The sequence below is a fragment of the Streptomyces sp. NBC_00273 genome, assembly GCF_036178145.1.
Lineage (GTDB): Bacteria > Actinomycetota > Actinomycetes > Streptomycetales > Streptomycetaceae > Streptomyces.
On record NZ_CP108067.1, the window covers coordinates 8,678,566 to 8,697,055 of the forward strand.

At 73.3% G+C, this 18,490-nt stretch carries 13 protein-coding genes and 2 pseudogenes; 8 read left to right on the forward strand and 7 right to left on the reverse strand.

Annotation, left to right across the window (positions count from 1 at the left end; all coding sequences use genetic code 11):
- Positions 1 to 31: 31 nt before the first annotated feature.
- The 4 genes from OG386_RS38815 to OG386_RS38830 form a co-directional block, all read right to left on the reverse strand.
- On the reverse strand, positions 32 to 769 hold the full coding sequence (locus OG386_RS38815) for a class I SAM-dependent methyltransferase (RefSeq protein WP_328792020.1): 738 nt from the start codon (positions 767 to 769) through the stop codon (positions 32 to 34).
- 59 nt (positions 770 to 828) lie between these two features.
- Positions 829 to 2,445, reverse strand: coding sequence for a carboxylesterase/lipase family protein (locus tag OG386_RS38820; RefSeq protein ID WP_328792021.1), 1,617 nt, complete (start codon positions 2,443 to 2,445; stop codon positions 829 to 831).
- A 131-nt stretch (positions 2,446 to 2,576) separates the two neighbouring features.
- Positions 2,577 to 3,482, reverse strand: coding sequence for a 5'/3'-nucleotidase SurE (gene surE, locus OG386_RS38825; RefSeq protein ID WP_328792022.1), 906 nt, complete (start codon positions 3,480 to 3,482; stop codon positions 2,577 to 2,579).
- A 115-nt stretch (positions 3,483 to 3,597) separates the two neighbouring features.
- Positions 3,598 to 4,851, reverse strand: coding sequence for an MFS transporter (locus OG386_RS38830; RefSeq protein WP_328792023.1), 1,254 nt, complete (start codon positions 4,849 to 4,851; stop codon positions 3,598 to 3,600).
- Between the two features lie 607 nt (positions 4,852 to 5,458).
- On the opposite strand from OG386_RS38830, the gene OG386_RS38835 reads away from it, so the two are divergent.
- The 3 genes from OG386_RS38835 to OG386_RS38845 all read left to right on the forward strand — a co-directional run bounded on the left by OG386_RS38835 (position 5,459) and on the right by OG386_RS38845 (position 8,981).
- On the forward strand, positions 5,459 to 6,208 hold the full coding sequence (locus tag OG386_RS38835; RefSeq protein WP_328792024.1) for a phosphatase PAP2 family protein: 750 nt from the start codon (positions 5,459 to 5,461) through the stop codon (positions 6,206 to 6,208).
- A gap of 114 nt (positions 6,209 to 6,322) precedes the next feature.
- Positions 6,323 to 7,870: a carboxylesterase/lipase family protein gene (locus OG386_RS38840; protein ID WP_328792025.1), complete on the forward strand. Its 1,548-nt coding sequence runs from the start codon at positions 6,323 to 6,325 to the stop codon at positions 7,868 to 7,870.
- A gap of 103 nt (positions 7,871 to 7,973) precedes the next feature.
- Positions 7,974 to 8,981: a LacI family DNA-binding transcriptional regulator gene (locus OG386_RS38845; RefSeq protein WP_328792026.1), complete on the forward strand. Its 1,008-nt coding sequence runs from the start codon at positions 7,974 to 7,976 to the stop codon at positions 8,979 to 8,981.
- A 59-nt stretch (positions 8,982 to 9,040) separates the two neighbouring features.
- On the opposite strand, the gene OG386_RS38850 is transcribed toward OG386_RS38845, so the two are convergent.
- Positions 9,041 to 10,273: a serine hydrolase domain-containing protein gene (locus OG386_RS38850; protein WP_328792027.1), complete on the reverse strand. Its 1,233-nt coding sequence runs from the start codon at positions 10,271 to 10,273 to the stop codon at positions 9,041 to 9,043.
- Between the two features lie 216 nt (positions 10,274 to 10,489).
- Here OG386_RS38850 and OG386_RS38855 point away from each other — a divergent pair, with 216 nt between their 5' ends.
- On the forward strand, positions 10,490 to 11,266 hold the full coding sequence (locus tag OG386_RS38855; RefSeq protein ID WP_328792028.1) for a MerR family transcriptional regulator: 777 nt from the start codon (positions 10,490 to 10,492) through the stop codon (positions 11,264 to 11,266).
- A gap of 130 nt (positions 11,267 to 11,396) precedes the next feature.
- On the opposite strand, the gene OG386_RS38860 is transcribed toward OG386_RS38855, so the two are convergent.
- Together OG386_RS38860 and OG386_RS38865 are read right to left on the reverse strand one after the other, a co-directional pair.
- On the reverse strand, positions 11,397 to 12,158 hold the full coding sequence (locus OG386_RS38860) for a phosphatase PAP2 family protein (protein ID WP_328792029.1): 762 nt from the start codon (positions 12,156 to 12,158) through the stop codon (positions 11,397 to 11,399).
- 114 nt (positions 12,159 to 12,272) lie between these two features.
- A complete protein-coding gene (locus OG386_RS38865; protein WP_328792030.1) occupies positions 12,273 to 13,232 on the reverse strand; it encodes an alpha/beta hydrolase in 960 nt (319 codons plus the stop codon).
- Positions 13,233 to 13,485: 253 nt separating this feature from the next.
- Here OG386_RS38865 and OG386_RS38870 point away from each other — a divergent pair, with 253 nt between their 5' ends.
- The 4 genes and pseudogenes from OG386_RS38870 (at position 13,486) to OG386_RS38885 (ending at position 18,473) form a co-directional block, all read left to right on the forward strand.
- Positions 13,486 to 13,929, forward strand: coding sequence for an ATP-binding protein (locus OG386_RS38870; protein WP_328792031.1), 444 nt, complete (start codon positions 13,486 to 13,488; stop codon positions 13,927 to 13,929).
- A gap of 114 nt (positions 13,930 to 14,043) precedes the next feature.
- Positions 14,044 to 15,690, forward strand: a pseudogene (locus OG386_RS38875) (AMP-binding protein); the annotation flags it as partial.
- A 129-nt stretch (positions 15,691 to 15,819) separates the two neighbouring features.
- Positions 15,820 to 16,188 (forward strand): annotated as a pseudogene (locus OG386_RS38880) (acyl-CoA thioesterase); the annotation flags it as partial.
- The gene (locus OG386_RS38885) at positions 16,170 to 18,473 is read left to right on the forward strand and encodes an oxidoreductase (RefSeq protein ID WP_328792032.1); all 2,304 of its coding nucleotides are present in this window, start codon (positions 16,170 to 16,172) and stop codon (positions 18,471 to 18,473) included. The pseudogene OG386_RS38880 and the gene OG386_RS38885, both read left to right, overlap by 19 nt.
- Positions 18,474 to 18,490 lie beyond the last annotated feature (17 nt).

An 18,490-nucleotide genomic window follows, 5' to 3' on the forward strand; every position in this document is an offset into this window, starting at 1 on the left:
GACCACGAGCCCTGCTGGACGCGCCTCAGGGCTACGACCCGGCGGGGCGGCGGAGCAGGGCCGTCCAGAGGAAGGGCTCGCCGAACAGCGGGGACTCGGCGGGCTCGTCACGCATCCGGCGCAGTTCGACCTCGGTCAGGTCGCTGAAGATCGCCCGCAGGGCCTCCGGGGTGTAGGCGAGTCCACCCTGGAGGCCCGCCTCGCGGTAGAACTCCTCGTCGGGGATCTCGGATCCCATCGCGCCGGCCGCGAAACAGGTGAGCGCGAGATGGCCGCCGGGCGCGAGGGACCGCTCGAGGAGGGCGAGATAGCTGATGCGGCGGTGCGGCGGCAGGTGGTGGAAGCAGCCCGAGTCGTAGATCAGGTCGTACGGGCCGCTCAGCGCGGTCGCGGCGAGGTCGAAGGCGTTCCCGCGGTGGAACCTGATCTCGGCCCCCGCCTCGCGGGCCCGCTCCTCGCCCCAGGCCAGGGCCGCCGGCGACAGATCGACGGCGTCCACCTCGAAGCCCAGGGAGGCGAGGTGCAGCGCGTTGCGGCCCGGACCGCAGCCCAGGTCGAGGGCGCGGCCCGGGGCGATCAGGCCCCGGTCGAGGTACGAGACCAGGTTCTCGTCCGGCTTCGGCACGAAGAACGGGACGGGCTTGGAGCGGTCCGCGTAGAATCCGTCCCACCAGGACGCCCCGTCTTCCGTCCAACGGTCGGCCTCCGGTGCGAAAAGGCCGTCCAGCAGCTTCAGTACGTCCTCGACCGTGCGTATGTTCCGGTCCATCCGGCCCCCTCTCCTGATGATCCAAATCTACTTCGCGGCCGGTCGGTCGGGGCCGGATCTCAGAGCGGCCGGGGCGGCTGGGTACGCCAGAACGCGCAACCGTGCTCCGCTCCGAACGAGGTGCTCGTCCGCGTCGTCGCCGGATCGAGGACGAGCACCGTGGCGGCACCGGCACCGGCACCGGCACCGGTCGGCGGCCACGGGGTCTGGCCCGGCACCGCAGGGGCGCCGAACCGGGCGAACGCCGCCCAGTAGCGCTTCATCCGGTTCCCGAGCGCGACCTGCACCGGCGTCAGCGGGCGCTCGCCCATCGTGAAGTCGTGCAGATAGGCCAGCTCCGCACTGTGCGCGTTCGACTCGTCCAGGCCCGGCACCTGCGCGCCCGCGAGCGTCGGCGACCGCGGGTCGTCGAACTCGTAGACGTACGTCGGCACCTGGGCCGCGAACAGTTGCGCCGTCCACGCGGTGTGGCACGCGAAGGTCGAGTCCGTCATGACCGCGGACAGCGCCAGGTACGGCGAACCGTACTTCGCGACCGGATACCGTGCGAGCACCTCGGGCCCGGCCGCCCCGTGATCCGCCAGGATCTGCGCCGCGTACTGCTCGGCGGTCAGGTACGGCTGCGTCAGGGCGACGAAGAAGCGGGCCTCGGAGCGGGTGCTCCCGATCAGCACCGGCACCTTGTTCCACGCACCGCTCCCGATGGCCCGCACGGGAGCGACCGGCAGCAGCCCGTCGCCGGAGGCCGGACCCCGCGTGGGCAGCGTACGGGCGGCCTCCACCAGCGCCGCTCCGGAGGCGGCGCGCAGGCACGCGGCCACCTCGGCGGAAGCGGTGCAGCCCGCCCGTGCGGCGAACGACCGCGCCTGTTCCTCGGCGTCCGCGCTGGCCGGCGTACCCAGCAGCGTGCACGGCCCGCTCTGCAGCACGGCCCGGTGGAACAGCCCGGCGGCCGACGGGGCGGCCAACAGCGCACAGACGGAACCGCTGCCCGCCGACTGCCCGGAGATCGTCACGCTGCCCGGATCCCCGCCGAACGCGCCGATGTTCTCCCGGGTCCAGCGCAGCGCCGCGATCTGGTCGAACAGGCCGAAGGAACCGGAGCCCAGGGCGTTCTCCCGGCCGAGTTCGGGCAGCGCGAGATAGCCGAGCTGCCCCAGCCGGTAGTTGATGCTGACGACCACGCTCCCGGTGAGGTCGGCCGTGGTCCGTCCGCCGAACTGGGTGCCCGTTCCCTGGCTGTACGCACCCCCGTGCATCCAGACGATCACCGGGAGCCGGGCCCCGGGGCGGGCGGTCCGGGGCCGGTACACGTCCAGGTACAGGCAGTCCTCGCTGACGGCCGCCGGATCGCTCAGGCCGAACGGCGAGAACTGCAGGCAGGCCGGGGACTGCCGGGTGGCCTCCCGTACCCCGTGCCACCGGGGCGCGGGCGCGGGGGTCCGCAGCCGTGCGTCCCCGACCGGGGGAGCGGCGTAGGGGACGCCGAGGAACTCCTGCGCGCCGTCGCGGGACTGGCCGCGCAGGGTGCCCTGCGCGACGGTGACCACCGGGTGCGGTGATCCGCCGGGCGGGGACGACGCCGCGGGTGGTGCGGAGGCGAGCAGTGCCACCAGGGCGAGTGCGGTACCGAGCAGGGACCTTGCCGAGGGCAGCCGTGTCCCGGGCCTCTTCATCCGTCCTCCTGGAAAGTTGCCGGTGCGTGCCGAAGCCGTGCCGAAGCCGTGCCGGGGTGGATCCGGGTGGATCCGGCCGGAGCGGAGCGGGGTGGTGCGGGGTGGTGCGGGCTCCGCCCCGGCCGGGGCCGTCAGGGGCGGAGCCCGGCGATCAGTGCCGAGGCCACGGCCCGGTCGACGGGCCCGGTGTTCCAGTCGGCGTTCATCGGGCTGACGGCGATCCGGCCGGCGGTCACGGCCTCGACGTCACTGCCCTTGGCAGCGGGCCGCAGGTCGACCTTGACGGTCATCTTCCAGGTGCCGTCGCCCGCGTCGGTGAAGTCCGGTTCGAGCAGGGTCTGCGGATCCTGGAAGGTCGCCGACACACCCGCGGCCGTTCCCTTGCCGTCCGCACCGACCACCGGGTGGTTGACGTTCAGGCCGACGCCCTCGGGCAGCAGCGGCCCGGACCGGGCCCGCGTCCGCAGCCGGTCGATCAGCTTGACCGCGAAGTCGAGCGTCGGCCCCATCGCGTTGACCGTGGTGACCGGGTCGGGCGCGCTCACGCCCCCGGTGCTCAGCGCGATGGCCGGTACGCCGTGCTCCAGAGCGGCGACGGCGCCGCCGACCGTACCGGAGTGGGTGGCGAGACCGGCGACGTTCGGGCCGAAGTTGGTACCGGAGACGACCAGGTCGGGGGCGTCGCCCGCGAACACCTCGGCCAGCCCGAAGGCGACGGAGTCGCCCGGGGTGCCGTCGACGGCCCAGACCTTGGGCTCGGGGTGCTTCACGGCGATCGTCGGGGCGCTCATCATCTTCGTGCCGGTGCCGCTCTGGTTGGTGAGCGGGGCGACGATCGTGACGTCGTGCCCGGCGGCGGTCAGCCGCTCGAAGGCCTTGCGGATGCCCGGGGCGTTGTAGCCGTCGTCGTTCGTGAGCAGGATCCGCAACGGGCCGGCGGGCGCGGTCTGCGGCGCGGCGACCGCCGGGGCCGTGCCGGCCAGCGCCGGCGTGCACAACAGCAGCGCGGCCAACGGCAGAACTCGCTTGCGTCTCACAGGGTGCTCCTTGGGAGGGAGGGAGTCGAGGGTGAGCAGGGGTGGGGACCGGCGGGCGCACGACCCTCGGCGCGCGCCCGCCGGAGCTTGCGGACGGGGCGGGCCCGGGGAAGGGTCAGCGCACGCTGCGGATCGGGAGGATGGCGAGCGCGCCGACCAGCGAGAGGGCCCCGCCGACGAGGAAGAGCGGGGTGTAGCCGCCCAGGCCGGTGACGACGGCCGAGGCGACGAACGGGGCGATGATCTGCGGCCCGGCGTTCGCGATGTTGAGGACGCCCATGTCGCGGGCGGCGTCCTCGGCCCGCGGGAGTACCAGGGTGACGAGCGCGGTGTCGACGGCCATGAAGCAGCCGAAGGCGAGACCGTTGAGCGCGCTGAAGACGAGCATGCCGGTCCAGGTCGGGCTGATCACGGGGACCACCATGACGAGTCCGGCGAGGGCCGCCGATACGCCGACGAACACCTTGCGGCGGTTCCAGCGGTCGGACAACAGACCGCCCACCACGGTGGAGACGGCCAGCGCGACCATCGACACCGGGGTGAGGACGGCCATCGCGGCGGGCGGGGTCAGTCCGTCGGGCAACGTGATGTGGTCGCCCAGGATGTACAGCTGGTAGCCGACGACGGAGAAGTAGCCGAGGACCATCAGGGCCCGGCCGATGAAGGCCCACCGGAAGTCGTGGTTGGCCAGGGCCGAGAGGAAGGCGGCCAGTTGGGCGCCCTTGGGCCGGGCGGGCGCCGCCGCGGCGGGCCCGGTGCGCGGGACGTCCCGGCAGAAGGCGCTGAGCAGCAGGGCGGACCCGGCGACGACGGCGCCGAGGACGAGGTAGCCGGTGCGCAGCTGGTCCGCGGTCCGGGAGGCGATGAGCACGCCGACCGTACCGCCGATCGGCAGGCCGAGCCCGACCAGGGCGGACGCGGTGCCGCGGCGGGCCGCGGGGATCCGGTCGGGCACGATCGCGGTGACCGCCGCCTGGTAGACGTTCATCGTCGCCTGGATCAGGCACCATCCGATGCCGACGAGCAGCGCCGTGGTTGCGCTGCCGAGGGCGGCGAGGAGGACGAGCGAGGCCAGGCCACCGCCCACGATCCACGGGTTGCGACGCCCGCTGCGATCGGAGAGGGCGCCGGCGATGGGGTTGAAGGCGGTGGCGAAGACCGCGCTGACGCCGCCGATCAGGCCGAGTACGGCGACCTTGTCGTCGGGGGCGATCGCCGCGACCTGGGTGGGCAGCAGGACGGAACCGACGCCCATGTAGAGCGCCATCATCGCCGAGTTGGCGACCAGCAGGAGGGACAGGAGCCCACGCCGGGGGGCGGGTTCCCCGGTCGGTGGTACGGACGGTTCGACGATTTCGGGCGTGGCCATGACGACTCCTCGGGGGACGGAGCGGGGAGGTGGCGTGCGGGGGAGGGGGGTGGCGTACGAGAGGGGGCGTGCGAGAGGGGGCGGCCCGTGAACGTGGACGTGAACGGGCGCGGGACGGCGTCGCCGTCGGGGCGTGCGGTGGCGTACGACGTTCGTAACGTGATGTTGTTACACGTGTCACCAAGTGCGGTGGACACTGTGTAGCACCCATTTCCCGGCTCCGCCAGGCCTCGCGGCGGGTCGTTGTGCAGATCGTGACCGTCGGGGAGGGTGGCGTGGCGTCACGTGTAACCGCTCTGTTGCAGCCGCCGGTACGGCAGATGCATCGACAAGCCCTCTTGCTCTTGTGGCGGTCGTGACGCATCGGCAATACTCCGTGCCGCACCGCGACGATCCCGTCGCCGGTGGGCTTCCCGCCCGCCCCCGGCGTTACCGGGGCCCTGCGCCTGCCGCCGCGTTCCCGCGGCTTCCGGCCGCCGCCCCCCAGCGTCGTGTCCCGATGCCGTTCCCCGACGGAGCTCCCCGGCGTCCGCCCCCGCGCTCCACCGTCCCGTGCCTGCTCTCCGCGTGCCCCACCGCTTGGGGAGACGACCGTGAAAGGCCCGCCATGTTCCCCTCGCCCCCCTCCCCGCCGCCGTCCCGGCCGCCCCTGCCGGTCCGCCCGCCCCGGCACCACCTTCCGGCAGCCCCACCACGTCATGCGCTCGGCCTCGGGACCGTATTCCTGGTCCTCGCGCTGCTGGCCGGGCTGCTGCTCCGGCTGGACCGGCAGCCCTTCTTCCAGGGGCTCGACGACCGCTGGGCGGCCTCGGTCAACGACTTCGCCGCCGCGGGATCCCCCGGCGCCGGCGGTGACGGACTCGGTGGCCTCACCACCGTCCTCGACCGGCTCGGCGGCCCGCTCGGCACGGTCCTGCCGCTGCTGGTGATCGGCTGCCTGTGCGTCTACGGGCGCTGGCGCTCGGGGCTGTTCGTCTTCGCGGTCACCGTCGTCGCCAACCTCGTCGTGCTCCTGCCCCTCAAGCAGGTGGCGGACCGGCCGCGTCCGCCGCACCCGTGGGTGTTGGTCAGCGACGGCTCGTACCCCTCCGGGCAGGTGTTCAGCGCGGTGACGCTGGTGGTCTCCGTTGCGGTGGTGCTGTTCCCGCCGCGTGCGCGACGCTGGTGGTGGGCGTTCGGAACCTCGTACGTGCTCGCCATGATGGGCAGCCGGACCTGGCTCCACGCCCAGTGGCTCAGCGACACCGTCGCCGGCGCCCTCGTCGGCGTCGGGACCTGTCTCGTCCTGTGGCGGGCCTTCGCTCCGCTGCTGGAGGCGGAGTCCGAGCGGATGGCCTCGAACAGCCTGTGGCTGTGAGGCGTGCGCCCCGGACTCCGGCCTATCGAGCAGCGTTGACGTTCGCCAAATTTACGCCATATTCTCGATCGGCGGCGCGCACCCCGCGCGCGGCAGCGAGGAAGGAAACGACCCATGCCTCACCCCCCAGGCCGGGACCGGACGGTGGTGGACCTGCCCGCAGGCCGCCTGCGCGGCGCCAACGAGGACGGGGTCACGGTCTTCCGGGCCGTGCCCTACGCCGCCCCGCCGGTCGGTGACCTGCGCTGGAGGCCCGCGCAGCCGCACGCCGGCTGGAGCGGTACGCGGGACGCCACCGCCGATGGGCCGAGCGCGCCCCAGATGTACGTGGAGGGCGGAGACCCGGTGCTCGGCGGGCACGGGTCACCCCCTTTCGACGAGGACTGCCTCACCCTGAACCTCTGGACGCCCGCCCTCGATGACGCCCGGCGCCCGGTCCTGGTCTGGATCCACGGCGGCGGCTTCGTGTCCGGCTCGGGCTCGCTGCCCGGCTACTCGGGCGCGACCTTCGCGCGCGACGGCGACCTCGTCGTCGTGAGCATCAACTACCGCATCGGTCCGCTGGGTTACCTCTATCCCGGCGACGGGGGTGGCGACGAGGCGGGTGAAGGAGGCAACTTCTGGCTCACCGACCAACTCGCCGCCCTGCGCTGGGTGAAGGAGAACATCGCCTCCTTCGGCGGAGATCCGGACTGCATCACGGTCGCCGGGCAATCCGGTGGCGCGGTGTCCACCGCCGCCCTCGCCGGTCACCCGCAGGCCGAGGGCCTCATCCGGCGGGTGATCCTGCAGAGCCCGCCCTTCGGCCTGGACCTCCCCGACCCGGAGGCGTACCTGGAGCGCACCGCCGCCTACCTGGAGCTGGCCGGAGCCAAGGACCTGGCGGAGCTGCGCGAGCTGCCCTGGCCCGAGCTGATCGGAGCGGGCGCCGGGCTCTTCGCGCAGACCGCGCGGTGGGGGTACTGGCCGACGCCCTTCCTGCCCGTGATCGACGGCGTCACCCTCCGGAGCCACCCCGCCGAGGCCCTGCTGGGCGGGGCCGCGGCCGGTGTCGACGTCATGATCGGCTGGACGCGGGAGGAGGCCAACTTCGGGTTCGCCCTCGACGAGGGGTACGCCGCCGCCACCCGGGAGCAGGTGACCGACCGGATCGCGGACACCTTCGGGAGCGAAGCCGCGGCGGGCGTGTACGCGGCGTACGAGCGGGCCCGGCCCGGAGCCCGTCCGGCCGACGTCCTGATGGACCTCATCACGGACGAGCTCTTCCGGGTGCCGGCGGTGCGGCTGGCCGAGGCGCGCGCCGAGACGGGCAGTCCCGTATGGGCCTACCAGTTCGACCTGCCGACCCCCGCGTACGAGGGCCGTCTCGGGGCCGCGCACTGCCTCGAACTCCCCTTCGTCTTCGACAACTTCGACCAGTGGTCGCACGCGCCCTTCCTGGCCGGCCTGGTCCCCGCCGTCCGTGACGGCCTCGCGTACGCCATGCACCGGGCCTGGATCGCCTTCGTCCGCACCGGCGACCCCAACCATCCCGACCTGCCGCAGTGGCGGCCGTACGACACGCGCACCCGCACCACGATGCGTTTCGACTCGGTCGTGACCGCCCTCGCCGACCTCGCGGGAGCCTCCAGGCTCCTGCACACCCCCGCCCCCTTGATTTAACTCGTGTAACCTGAGAAGGAAGGAGTCACCCGAGCGGAACCGGTGCTCACGCCGGTCCTCGAACGGATGCTCGATCCGAGCAGAAGGAGCGTCGAGGGACGTCATGACCAGAGACACCCACGTCCCCGCATCCATCACCAGCGCCGACGTGGCCCGCCTCGCCGGGGTGTCGCGTGCCACGGTCTCCTTCGTCCTGAACGACACCCAGGGGCACCGGGTGAGCTCCGGTACCCGTGCCCGGGTGCTCGACGCGGCCAAGCAGCTCGGCTACGTACCGCACGCGGCCGCCCGGTCCCTGCGCGCCGGCCGCAGCAACCTCGTCCTGATGCCCTCGTCGATCTCCGCGATCGGCCGCCTCGTCAGCGACTGGGTCGACGACCTGCACAGCGAGCTCGACCGCTTCGGCTACACGGCCGTCCTGCACGCGGGTCGCTTCGCCGACCCCCTCGATGCCGCCCGGGCCTGGGCCGAACTGCGCCCCGCGGCCGTCGTCGCCCTGGACGGCGACCGCTTCACCGCCCAGGCGGCCGAGGTACTGGTCCGCGCGGGGGTGCGCGGCCTGCTGGCCTTCGCGTCCCGTCCCGTCGAGGGGGTGTACACCGTCGGCTTCGACCACACCCGGATCGGTGCCACAGCGGCCGAGCACCTCATCGCCCGCGGCCGGACCCGGATCGGCGTGGTCATGCCCCAGGAACGCGGCCTCGGCACCCTCGCCGAACCCCGCCTCGCGGGCGCCGAGTCGGTGGCGGCCCGGCACCTGGCCACCGTCACCCCGGTGGAACTGTCCTACACCCGGGAGTCCGCGAGCGCGCTCGCCCGGCGCTGGCGGAGCCTCGATCTGGACGCAGCCTTCACCTACAACGACGAGTACGCCGCCCTGCTGCTGCACGCGCTGCAGGCCGAGGGGATCACCGTGCCGGACGAGGTCGCCCTGGTCGGCTGTGACGACCTGGTCCTCTCGACGCTCCAGAGGCCCGCGCTCACCACGGTCCGGCTGGACATGCCGTCGGCGGCGCAGATCGCGGACGCGGTGCACGAGCTGATCGAGACCGGCACGGCGGCGCCGGTGCCGGCCGTGAAGCCGGTCCTGGTCCACCGCCTGACCTCCTGACCTGCTGACCTGCTGACCGCCCGACCTCCTGACCGCCCGACCTGCTGGCCTCCGTCCCGTCAGTCCTCGACGGCTTGGTAGAGGGTGGTCCAGAAGTCGTGCATGAGCCGCGACGAGTCCGGGGTGGACATCCCGACCTGGGTGAGCAGGATTCCGGTGAGCCGATGCTCCGGGTCGGCGTAGACGGTGGTGCCGGTACCGCCGTCCCAGCCGAACTGGCCGACGGGTGCGTAGCCGTTGCGGTGGGTGCGTACCGCCATTCCGAAGCCCCAGCCACCGAGCAGTCCCTGCCCCACCGTCATATGGGCGACGTTCGCGTACATGGCGTCCCGGGCGGCCTGCTGCCCGGACGTCAGGCGGTTGGTGGTCATCAGTTCGACGGCGGCCCGGGACAGGATCCGTTCGCCGCCGTGCACGCCGTGGTTCAGCAGCATCCGGAAGTAGGCGTGGTAGTCGTCGACGGTGGAGACCAGCCCGCCTCCGGCACCCTGGAACGCCGGGGGTCGGCTGGACCTTCCGCCCACGGCCTCGTCCCACACGAGGAACTCTCCGGTTTGCGGATCGGGCCCGTACAGGGGCGGTAGCCGGTCGATCCTGTCGGCGGGCACGTGGAAGCCGGTGTCCTTCATTCCCAGCGGGTCGAGGACGCGTTCGCGCAGGAACGCCTCCAACGGCCGGCCCGTGACCCTGGCGACCAGCACGCCGACCACCTCGTTGCTGAGGTCGTACTGCCAGCGCTCGCCGGGCTGGTACGACAGCGGCAGCTCGCCGAGGCGGCGCATCCACTCGTCCGGCCCGGGCGCCGGCCCCGACGCCACGCTGTAGTCGGTCCGCGCGAAGGTTGCGGCCCGGATCGGGGAGTCCATCAACTCGAAATCCACTCCGAGCCCGAAGGTGGAGGTCAGCAGATCCCGTACGGTGATCGGCCGACGTGCCGCCACGGTGTCCTCCAGCGGGCCGTCGGGCCGCTTCAACACCCGTCGGTCGGCGAGTTCGGGCAACCAGGGGTCCACCGGTTCGTCCAGCCGCAGCCGGCACTCGTCGAGCAGGACCATCGCCGCCGCCATCGTGACCGGTTTGGAGGTGGAGGCCATCCGGAAGATCGTGTCCCGGCGCATCGGCGCGCCACCGTCGTGGCGCATCGTCCCGATCGCTTCGACGCTTGTCCGGCCGCCGTGGCCGACCAGGGCGACGAGCCCGGGGATCCGCTTGGACTCGACGTGCCGTGTCAGCGCCTCGCGCACTCTGCGCAGCCCTGCTCCGGACAGTCCGCTGTCGCTCGTTCGCCTCATGGTTCCCCTTGTTCACGGTGTCGGATCCCGGGCAGCCCCCGGGCGGCCCCGGCGGCTCCACGACCCCTTCGAGGTGGCCGTGCGTCGACCCTGCACCCTGACCCAAGGTCAAGGTCAACGCCCGTCGCGGACACGGGCCGGTGCGAGCTACCCTCGCCCGGTGATCGCCCCCCCGTGATCACCCGGACCCCCACGACCAGGAGGTGTGCTGAGCCGATGACAGACGGGCTCACGATCGGTCAGGCGGCGGCGTTCGTCGACGTCACGATCAAGACCGTGCGGCACTACCACCGGCTCGGCCTGGTCGCCGAGCCGCAACGCGACGGCTCCGGCTACCGGCGCTACCGATCGGCCGATCTGCTCCGGCTGGTCCAGGTCCGGACCCTGGCCTCGGCCGGCGTGCCGCTGGCCGAGACAGCCGACCTGCTCGACGCCGATCCCGAGAGGTTCGCCGCGGCCCTGGACGACGTCCGTCGCCGGCTCGACGAACGGATCGAGGACCTGGTCCAACGCCGGGACACGCTGCACCGACTCGCCGACGGCGACCGCGTCCTGCTGCCCGACCGGGCCTGCGCGGTCCTGGACCGGCTCACCGAGCTCGGTTTCGGTCCCGACTACGTGGCCGCGCAACGAGAAGCCCTGGTGCTGGCCCGGGCACTGATCCCGGAGATCCTCGACAGCTTCCTGACCCGACTCCACCGCTCGCTCGACGATCCCGAGTACGTGGAGCTGACCAAACGGGGCGCGGACGCGGAGTCCTGGGATCCCGACGACCCGCGCATCGAGGAACTGGCGTCCCTGCTGACCGACAAGATACTGGCCGACCGGGCGCTCCTGGCGATGCCGACGGGGTCCCGGGGCCGGTCCGACACCGCCTCCCGGTACGGACTGGTCAACCATCACCGCGAGGACCGGGCGCCGGCCATCGCCCGTCTGAACGCACTGGTCGAGGCGAACCTGCGCGCCGCCGGCATCGACGTCCCGTACCAGTGACGGCCGTCCGGGCCATGGGACGGCCGGCCCAGTCGTCCTCCGAGCCCTGGACCACCATGCCGTCGGGAACCTCCTGGCCACGGGGACCGAAACAGGCCCGGCCGGAGCGCGGAGCGGACGACCCGCTCGCTCAGGCGGTACCCGCGCCCGCGGCCGCCCCCCGGCGGTCGTGGGCGCGGGCACGTTCCCGGGCGAGTGCCGGACCGAACAGCCACCACGCCACCAGTCCCACCCCCGCGCCCGCCGCGGCCCCGGCCACCGTGTCGCTGAGCCAGTGCGCGTGCAGCCAGGTACGGCTCCACATCATGGCCAGCGTGAAGGCCGCGCCCCCGATCCACCACGCCCGCCGCCGGGCGGCCGGGACCAGCAGGACCCCGAGGACGACGACCAGGAGCGCCGCCGTGGCCGCGTGGCCGGACGGGAAGGAGCCGTGGTCGACGCGGACCAGCGGGTCGGCCGGGCGCGGCCGGTCCACCAGGTGCTTGAGGCCCTGGACGAGCAGCATGTTGCCGCCGAGGGTGGCCGCGAGCAGGAAGCCGGCCGAGACCCAGCGCCTGCGGACGAGCAGCAGGATCAGCAGGGAGAGCGGCAGCAGCGCCCCGACCGGCCCGCCGAACAGGTCCAGGGCCGCGGCGGCGACCCGGTACGGACCTTCGCGGGGGCCGCCCATCCAGATCAGCCACCGGTCGTCCAGCCCCTGGAAGGGCGGATGCGCGGCGTCGGCGCGGACGACGAGGGCCGGCAGTACGGCGCCCCCCAGGAGCAGGAGGCCCGCGACGAGGACGCCGCGGCCGCGCGGCGCCCCGCTTCCGGCGCGCCGGCCGGGCCCACCGGATCGGTGCGGTCCGGCGGGTCTGCCGTACGGGGTGGTGGTGGTCGGGTTGCCGGACATGGCTGCCTCTCGTGACCGCGGCGGGGGCTCGCGGCCGGATGTGCTGTGAAGGGAACGCGGGGGCGCGGCCGTGGCCGTGCCCCCGCGGCGGAACAGGGTGCGGGACCGGCGCCGTCAGACCGCCGCGCCGAGGTGCCGGGCCAGGAAGCCCACGCCCCCCTCGACGATGGCGGGGATGTCGCAGGAGCCGAGGAAGATGTGGTCGGCGCCCTCCACCGGCTGCAGGGTGACCTCGCCCCCGGCGCTCTCGAGGGCCGCGGCGAGGGCCTCGCTCTGGCTGTAGGGGACCAGGCCGTCGTGCGTGCCGTGCACCAGCAGGAACGGCGGCGGATTCGAGCCGTCCGCGTACGTCACCGGGCTCGCGGCCCGTGCCAGGTCCGGCCGCTCGGCGACGGTGGCACCGAGCAGGGCCTCGTAGGGATCGGGGAACTCCGTCCCGGGCGCCGTCGGCATGGGCGGCAGGGGGTGCTCGGCCAGGGTGACGAGGTCGGCGACGCCGTACCAGTCGACGACGGCACGCACCCCGCTCTCGCCGGAGCCGACGCCTTCCGCGCCCTCCAGCGCCGCGCCCTGCGGGCTGTGGGGGCCGACGAGGCCGGCGAGGGCGGCCAGGTGACCGCCCGCCGACTCGCCCCAGACGCCGATCCGGTCCGGGTCGATGCCGAGGTCACCGGCGAACGCGCGGACGTAGCGGATCGCGGCCTTCACATCGTGCAGCTGGGCCGGGAAGGGTGCTTCGAGGCTGTGCCGGTAGTCGATGGAGACGAGTGCGAGGCCGGCCGCCCGTACCGCCCCGTGCAGCAGGTCGGCGGGGACGGTCGGCGGCGGGTAGCGGCGGTCGCCGTCCAGCCAGCCGCCGCCGTGGATCCAGACGACCGCCGGGAACGGGCCTTCGCCGGCGGGCACCTGGACGTCGAGCAGCCGGGGGCGGTAGCCGGGCGTGGTCGCGTAGGTGATCCCGTCGAAGCGGCGGACGCCGTCCGTGCCGGTCACGGGCGGTACGGGGGACCGGTACGGCGGGGGCGGCCAGGTCATGTCGGCGATGTCGATCTCGGCGGGAGGAGATTGCGTCATTGCGGCCCTTCCAAATTCGGCGGTGTCCCGGTGGAGCGGTGGCTCTGCGGCCGGTGGGACGGACGCAGGCTTCGCGTCGTTTGTCCGGAATGCTTGCGCGAGTCACCGGGGGAGGCGTAGCGTGTTACACGTGTAATCAAGGACTCTAGCGACGCGTTTCTGCTGACCACAAGCCCAGGAACGATCCAGATTTGGGATCAGTTACACGAGCCATCGCAGTGGCGCCGTCGCCTTCCCCCTCCGGGAGCACGTCATGCTCACCATCGCCGACCCCCTTGCGGTCCCCGCGGCCCGAAGCTTCGTCCACTGGGTGTCCGACCCCGTCGCCGCGAGCGTTCCGCAGGTCAGGTCCCGGGTGCGCGCCGTCCTCGACGGCTGGCGGGTCCACGCCGACGTGGTGGACGCCCTGCTGGTGGTCGTCAGCGAACTCGTCGGGAACGTCGTCCGGCACGCGGGCGTCGCCGGTCGGATGCGGGTCGCCGTCGTGGAGGGGGGTGGCTGGCTCCGGCTGGAGGTCGCCGACCGGGGCTCCGCGCTGCCGCGACTGCCCGCGCCCCGTGCGGAGGTCGACGCGGAGTCCGAGAGTGGGCGCGGGCTGTTGATGGTGCAGCTGCTGACGACCGAACTGGGCGGCGAACTCTCCTTCGTGGCACACGAGTTCGGCAAAGCCGTCCGGGTCCGCATCCCGGTCCCCTGAGTCGCGGCACGGCGCCCGGAGGGTGTTCTCGTATAGCGATGTGTTGACGGTCGCCAAATATTCGACATACGGTGCACCCATCTCCCCGCTGCTCCCTGATCGAGGTGCCGCCCCATGGAGCTCTCCCCTTCCGCGTACGCCGATTCCTTCTGTCGTGATCGGCTTCCGCCTTTCCCCCTCTGGCCCGAACTTCACTTCGAGCTAACGGAGTTGAATTACTCGGACCGGCTCAACTGCGCCCAGCGCCTGCTCGACGACGCCGTCGAGCGGCACGGCCCCGACCGCCCCTGTCTGCTCACACCGACCGAGCGCTGGACCTACGGCGAACTGCAGCACCGCGCCAACCAGGTCGCCCAGGTCCTCACCGAGGACTTCGGCCTCCGGACCGGCAACCGCGTCCTGCTGCGCGGCCCCAACAACCCCTGGCTCGTCGCCGCCTGGTTCGGCGTCCTGAAGGCCGGTGGGGTCGCCGTCACCACCATGCCGATGCTGCGCGCCGGCGAACTCGCCGAGCTCACCGACATCAGCCGGCCCTCGCTCGCCCTGTGCGACCACCGCTACGCCGACGAGCTGGACCCGGGCCGCCGCCCCGGTCCCGGCCTGCCCGCCCTACCGGTCCTCACCTACGGGGGTCCCGGGCCGGACGACCTGGCAGCGCGCTGCGCCACCAAGGACGGCCGGTTCACCACCGTGGTCACGGCCGCGGACGACGTGGCGCTGATCGCCTTCACCTCCGGTACGACCGGTCGGCCGAAGGCGACCCTGCACTTCCACCGTGACGTCCTGGCCAACGCCGACACGTTCTCCCGACACGTCCTCAAACCCCGCCCGGACGACGTCTTCACCGGCACGCCGCCGCTCGCCTTCACCTTCGGGCTCGGCGGACTGGTGGTCTTCCCCCTCCACGCCGGGGCCGCGACCCTGCTGATCGAGCAGGCCGCCCCGCTGCAGCTGGCCGACCTCGTCGCGGAGCACGGCGTGACCGTGCTGTTCACCGCGCCCACGGCCTACCGCGCGATCATGGAGGCGGGGGCGGTGGACCGGCTGGCCGGGCTGCGCCGCTGCGTGTCCGCCGGCGAACCGCTCCCGGCCGCGGTGTGGCACGAGTTCCACGCCGCCACCGGCCTGCGCATCATCGACGGCATAGGCGCCACCGAGATGCTGCACGTCTTCATCTCCGCGGCCGACGAGGACATCCGGCCCGGTGCCACCGGCCGCCCCGTTCCGGGCTACCGCGCCGCCGTGGTCGACGAGAACGGCGACCCCGTCCCCGACGGGCAGCCCGGCCTCCTCGCGGTCACCGGTCCCACCGGATGCCGCTACCTGGAGGACCCGCGCCAGGCCTCGTACGTCAGGAACGGCTGGAACATCACCGGCGACACCTACATCCGCGACGCGGAGGGCTACTTCTGGTACGTCGCCCGCAGCGACGACATGATCGTCTCCTCCGGCTACAACATCGCGGGCCCCGAGGTCGAGAAGGCCCTCGTCACGCACCCGTACGTCGAGGAGTGCGCGGTCGTCGGGGCCCCGGACGCCCGGCGCGGCATGCTCGTGAAGGCGTACGTCGTCCTGGGCGCCGGTGTCCCGGCCGACGGGGAGACCGTCCGCCAGCTCCAGACCCACGTCAAACGGACCATCGCCCCCTACAAGTACCCGCGCGCCGTCGAGTTCGTCACCGCGCTCCCGCGCACCGGCACCGGCAAGCTCCGGCGCGGCGAACTGCGCGAACGCGCCCGCACCGAAGCCGCCCCCGCCCCTGCCACCGGCCCCGATGCCACCCCCGCCCCGGCACCCGCCGAGCCGGCCGGCGTCGTCGTCGAGCGCCGCGTCGAGTGGACCGACACCGACGCCGCCGGCCACTACCACCACTCCACCGTCGTGCGCTGGGTCGAGGCGGCCGAGGCCGTCCTGCTCCAGCGCCTGGGCCTCTCGCACCTGTTCGGCAGCACGCCCCGGGTCCACTTCGAGGCCGACTACCGGGCCCGCCTCTGGTTCGGGGACGCCGTGCGCACCGAGCTCAAGGTCACCAAGATCGGCACGGCCTCCCTGCACTACGCCTTCACCGTACGGGGCGCGCAGGGCGGCGAGGCGGCAAGGGGCCGCATGGTCATCGCCCACTCGGCGGCCCACGCCACCGGGTCGACCCCCTGGCCCGCCGAGGTACGGGACCTGCTCGGCACGGCGGGACCGCAGCAACCGGAACTACTCACCACCGCACCATCAGCAGGAGGCACGCCGTGCGCGTCGCAGTCATAGGAGGAGGGCCCGGCGGACTGTACTTCGCGGCCCTCACCAAGCAGCTCTCCCCGCATTGGGAGGTCACCGTCTGGGAACGCAACGCCCCCGACGACACCTTCGGCTTCGGGGTCGTCTTCTCCGACGAGACGCTCGACGGCATCGCCCAGGCCGACCGCGAGGTCTACGAGGCGATGTCGGCCGAGTTCGCCCGCTGGACCGACATCGACGTCCGCCACCGGGGGAGCACCCTGACCTCGGGCGGCCACGGCTTCGCCGCCCTCGGCCGGCAGCACCTCCTGCGGATCCTCCAGCAGCGCTGCGCCGACCTGGCGGTGGACGTCCGCTACCGCACCCAGTCCCCGCCCGCGGCCGAACTCGCCGCCGACTACGACCTGGTGGTGGCGTGCGACGGCGTCCGGTCGGCCACCCGCGCCGCCTACGCCGACACCTTCGCCCCCGACCTCGACGAGCGCTCCGGCCGCTACATGTGGCTCGGCACGGACAAGGTCTTCGAGGCCTTCACCTTCATCGTCGACGAGCAGGAGTTCGGCACCCTCCAGGTGCACGCGTACCCCTACGACGCCACCCGCTCCACCTTCATCGTGGAGATGGCGGAGGACGCGTGGCGGCGCGCCGGCTTCGAGGAGTTCGCCGACCGCGACCATCCGGCCGGCACCAGCGACGAGGACAGCATCCGGCGCTGCGAGGAACTCCTCGCGGCCCACCTCGACGGCCACCGCCTGATCCCCAACAACTCCAAGTGGCTGCGCTTCACCACGGTCCGCAACACGACCTGGCGGCACGAGAACGTCGTCCTGCTCGGCGACGCCGCCCACACCGCGCACTTCTCCATCGGCTCCGGCACCAAGCTCGCCATGGAGGACGCCCTCGTGCTCGCGGCCAGCCTGCACGAGCACCCCGACGTGCCGACCGCCCTCGCCGCCTACGAGCAGGAGCGCAGGCCGGTGGTGGAATCCACCCAGCGCGCGGCCCAGGCCAGCCTGGAATGGTTCGAGCGCATCGACCGCTACACCGGCCAGGACCCGCACCAGTTCGCCTTCAACCTCCTCACCCGCAGCCGCCGCGTCACCTACGACAACCTGCGCGTGCGCGACGAGGGCTTCACCACCGCGGTCAACCGCTCCTCGGCCGTGCCGCCGATGTTCCGCCCCTACCCGCTGGGCGGCCTGTTGCTGCGCAACCGGGTCGTCGTACCGCCCACCGCCCTGCACACCGCGCGCGACGGGGTCCCCGGCGACTTCGACCTCGTCCACCTGAGCACGCAGGCAGTCGGCGGCGCCGGGCTGGTCCTCGCCGGAATGACGGCCGTCAGCGCCGACGGCCGGGCCACCCCCGGCTGCCCCGGCCTGTGGAACGACGAACAGGAGGCGGCCTGGAAGCGCCTCACCGACTTCGTCCACGGCCAGAGCGACACCTGCCTCGGCATCCAACTGACCCACGCCGGACGCCGCGCCGCCACCCACGGCGGCGGGCAGCCGGTCGCCGCCTCGGCGCTCCCCTGGGACGAGCGGAGCCCGGTGCCGCGCGAGGCCGACCGGGCCGACATGGACGCGCTCGTACGGGACTTCACGGCCGCGGCCCGGCGGGCCGACCGGGCGGGCTTCGACGCGCTGGAACTCCAGTACGGGCACGGGCACCTGCTGTCGGGCTTCCTGTCCCCGCTGACCAACCTGCGCACCGACGAGTACGGCGGCGATCTGGCCGGAAGGCTGCGGCTCCCCCTCGAAGTGCTGCGCGCCGTACGGGAGGCGTGGCCGGCCGGCAAGGCGCTCCTCGTGCGGATCTCCGCCGCCGACTGGGCCGAGGGCGGCACCACCGAGGCCGACGCCGTCCGGATCGCGGGCGCGCTCGCCGAGGCGGGCGCCGACGCCATCGACGTCTCCACCGGCGAGGTCGTCGCCCACGAGCGTCCCCGATACGGCCGCAGCTACCAGACCCCGTACGCCGACCTCATCCGCAACGCCACCGGGGTCCCCACCATCGCCGTCGGCGCGATCTCCACGTACGACGACGTGAACTCGATCGTCCTGGCCGGCCGGGCGGACCTGTGCGGCGTCGGTCGCGCCCAGCTCCACGACCCGCTGTGGACCCTGCACGCCGCGGCCGCCCAGGGCTACCAGGGCCCGGCCGCGCCCTGGGCCCGCGCCTGGCGGGCGGGCAGCGGGCGGCCCCCGTCGGCGCGCACCGACCGGATCCCGCCGCGCCTCGAACTCCTGCGGCAGCCGGCCGGGTCCGTCCACCGCCGTTGGCTGCCCCGCACAGCCGTTCCCGCCCACCCTTGAGCCCGGAGGTACCCCTC

Coding starts and splice junctions, on each gene's coding strand:
- OG386_RS38865 (WP_328792030.1), bottom strand. CDS start 13,232: ATGACGCAATCTCCTCCCGCCGAGATCGACATCGCCGACATGACCTGG.
- OG386_RS38850 (WP_328792027.1), bottom strand. CDS start 10,273: ATGAGGCGAACGAGCGACAGCGGACTGTCCGGAGCAGGGCTGCGCAGA.
- OG386_RS38840 (WP_328792025.1), top strand. CDS start 6,323: ATGCCTCACCCCCCAGGCCGGGACCGGACGGTGGTGGACCTGCCCGCA.
- OG386_RS38835 (WP_328792024.1), top strand. CDS start 5,459: ATGTTCCCCTCGCCCCCCTCCCCGCCGCCGTCCCGGCCGCCCCTGCCG.
- OG386_RS38855 (WP_328792028.1), top strand. CDS start 10,490: ATGACAGACGGGCTCACGATCGGTCAGGCGGCGGCGTTCGTCGACGTC.
- OG386_RS38815 (WP_328792020.1), bottom strand. CDS start 769: ATGGACCGGAACATACGCACGGTCGAGGACGTACTGAAGCTGCTGGAC.
- OG386_RS38830 (WP_328792023.1), bottom strand. CDS start 4,851: ATGGCCACGCCCGAAATCGTCGAACCGTCCGTACCACCGACCGGGGAA.
- OG386_RS38820 (WP_328792021.1), bottom strand. CDS start 2,445: ATGAAGAGGCCCGGGACACGGCTGCCCTCGGCAAGGTCCCTGCTCGGT.
- OG386_RS38845 (WP_328792026.1), top strand. CDS start 7,974: ATGACCAGAGACACCCACGTCCCCGCATCCATCACCAGCGCCGACGTG.
- OG386_RS38870 (WP_328792031.1), top strand. CDS start 13,486: ATGCTCACCATCGCCGACCCCCTTGCGGTCCCCGCGGCCCGAAGCTTC.
- OG386_RS38860 (WP_328792029.1), bottom strand. CDS start 12,158: ATGTCCGGCAACCCGACCACCACCACCCCGTACGGCAGACCCGCCGGA.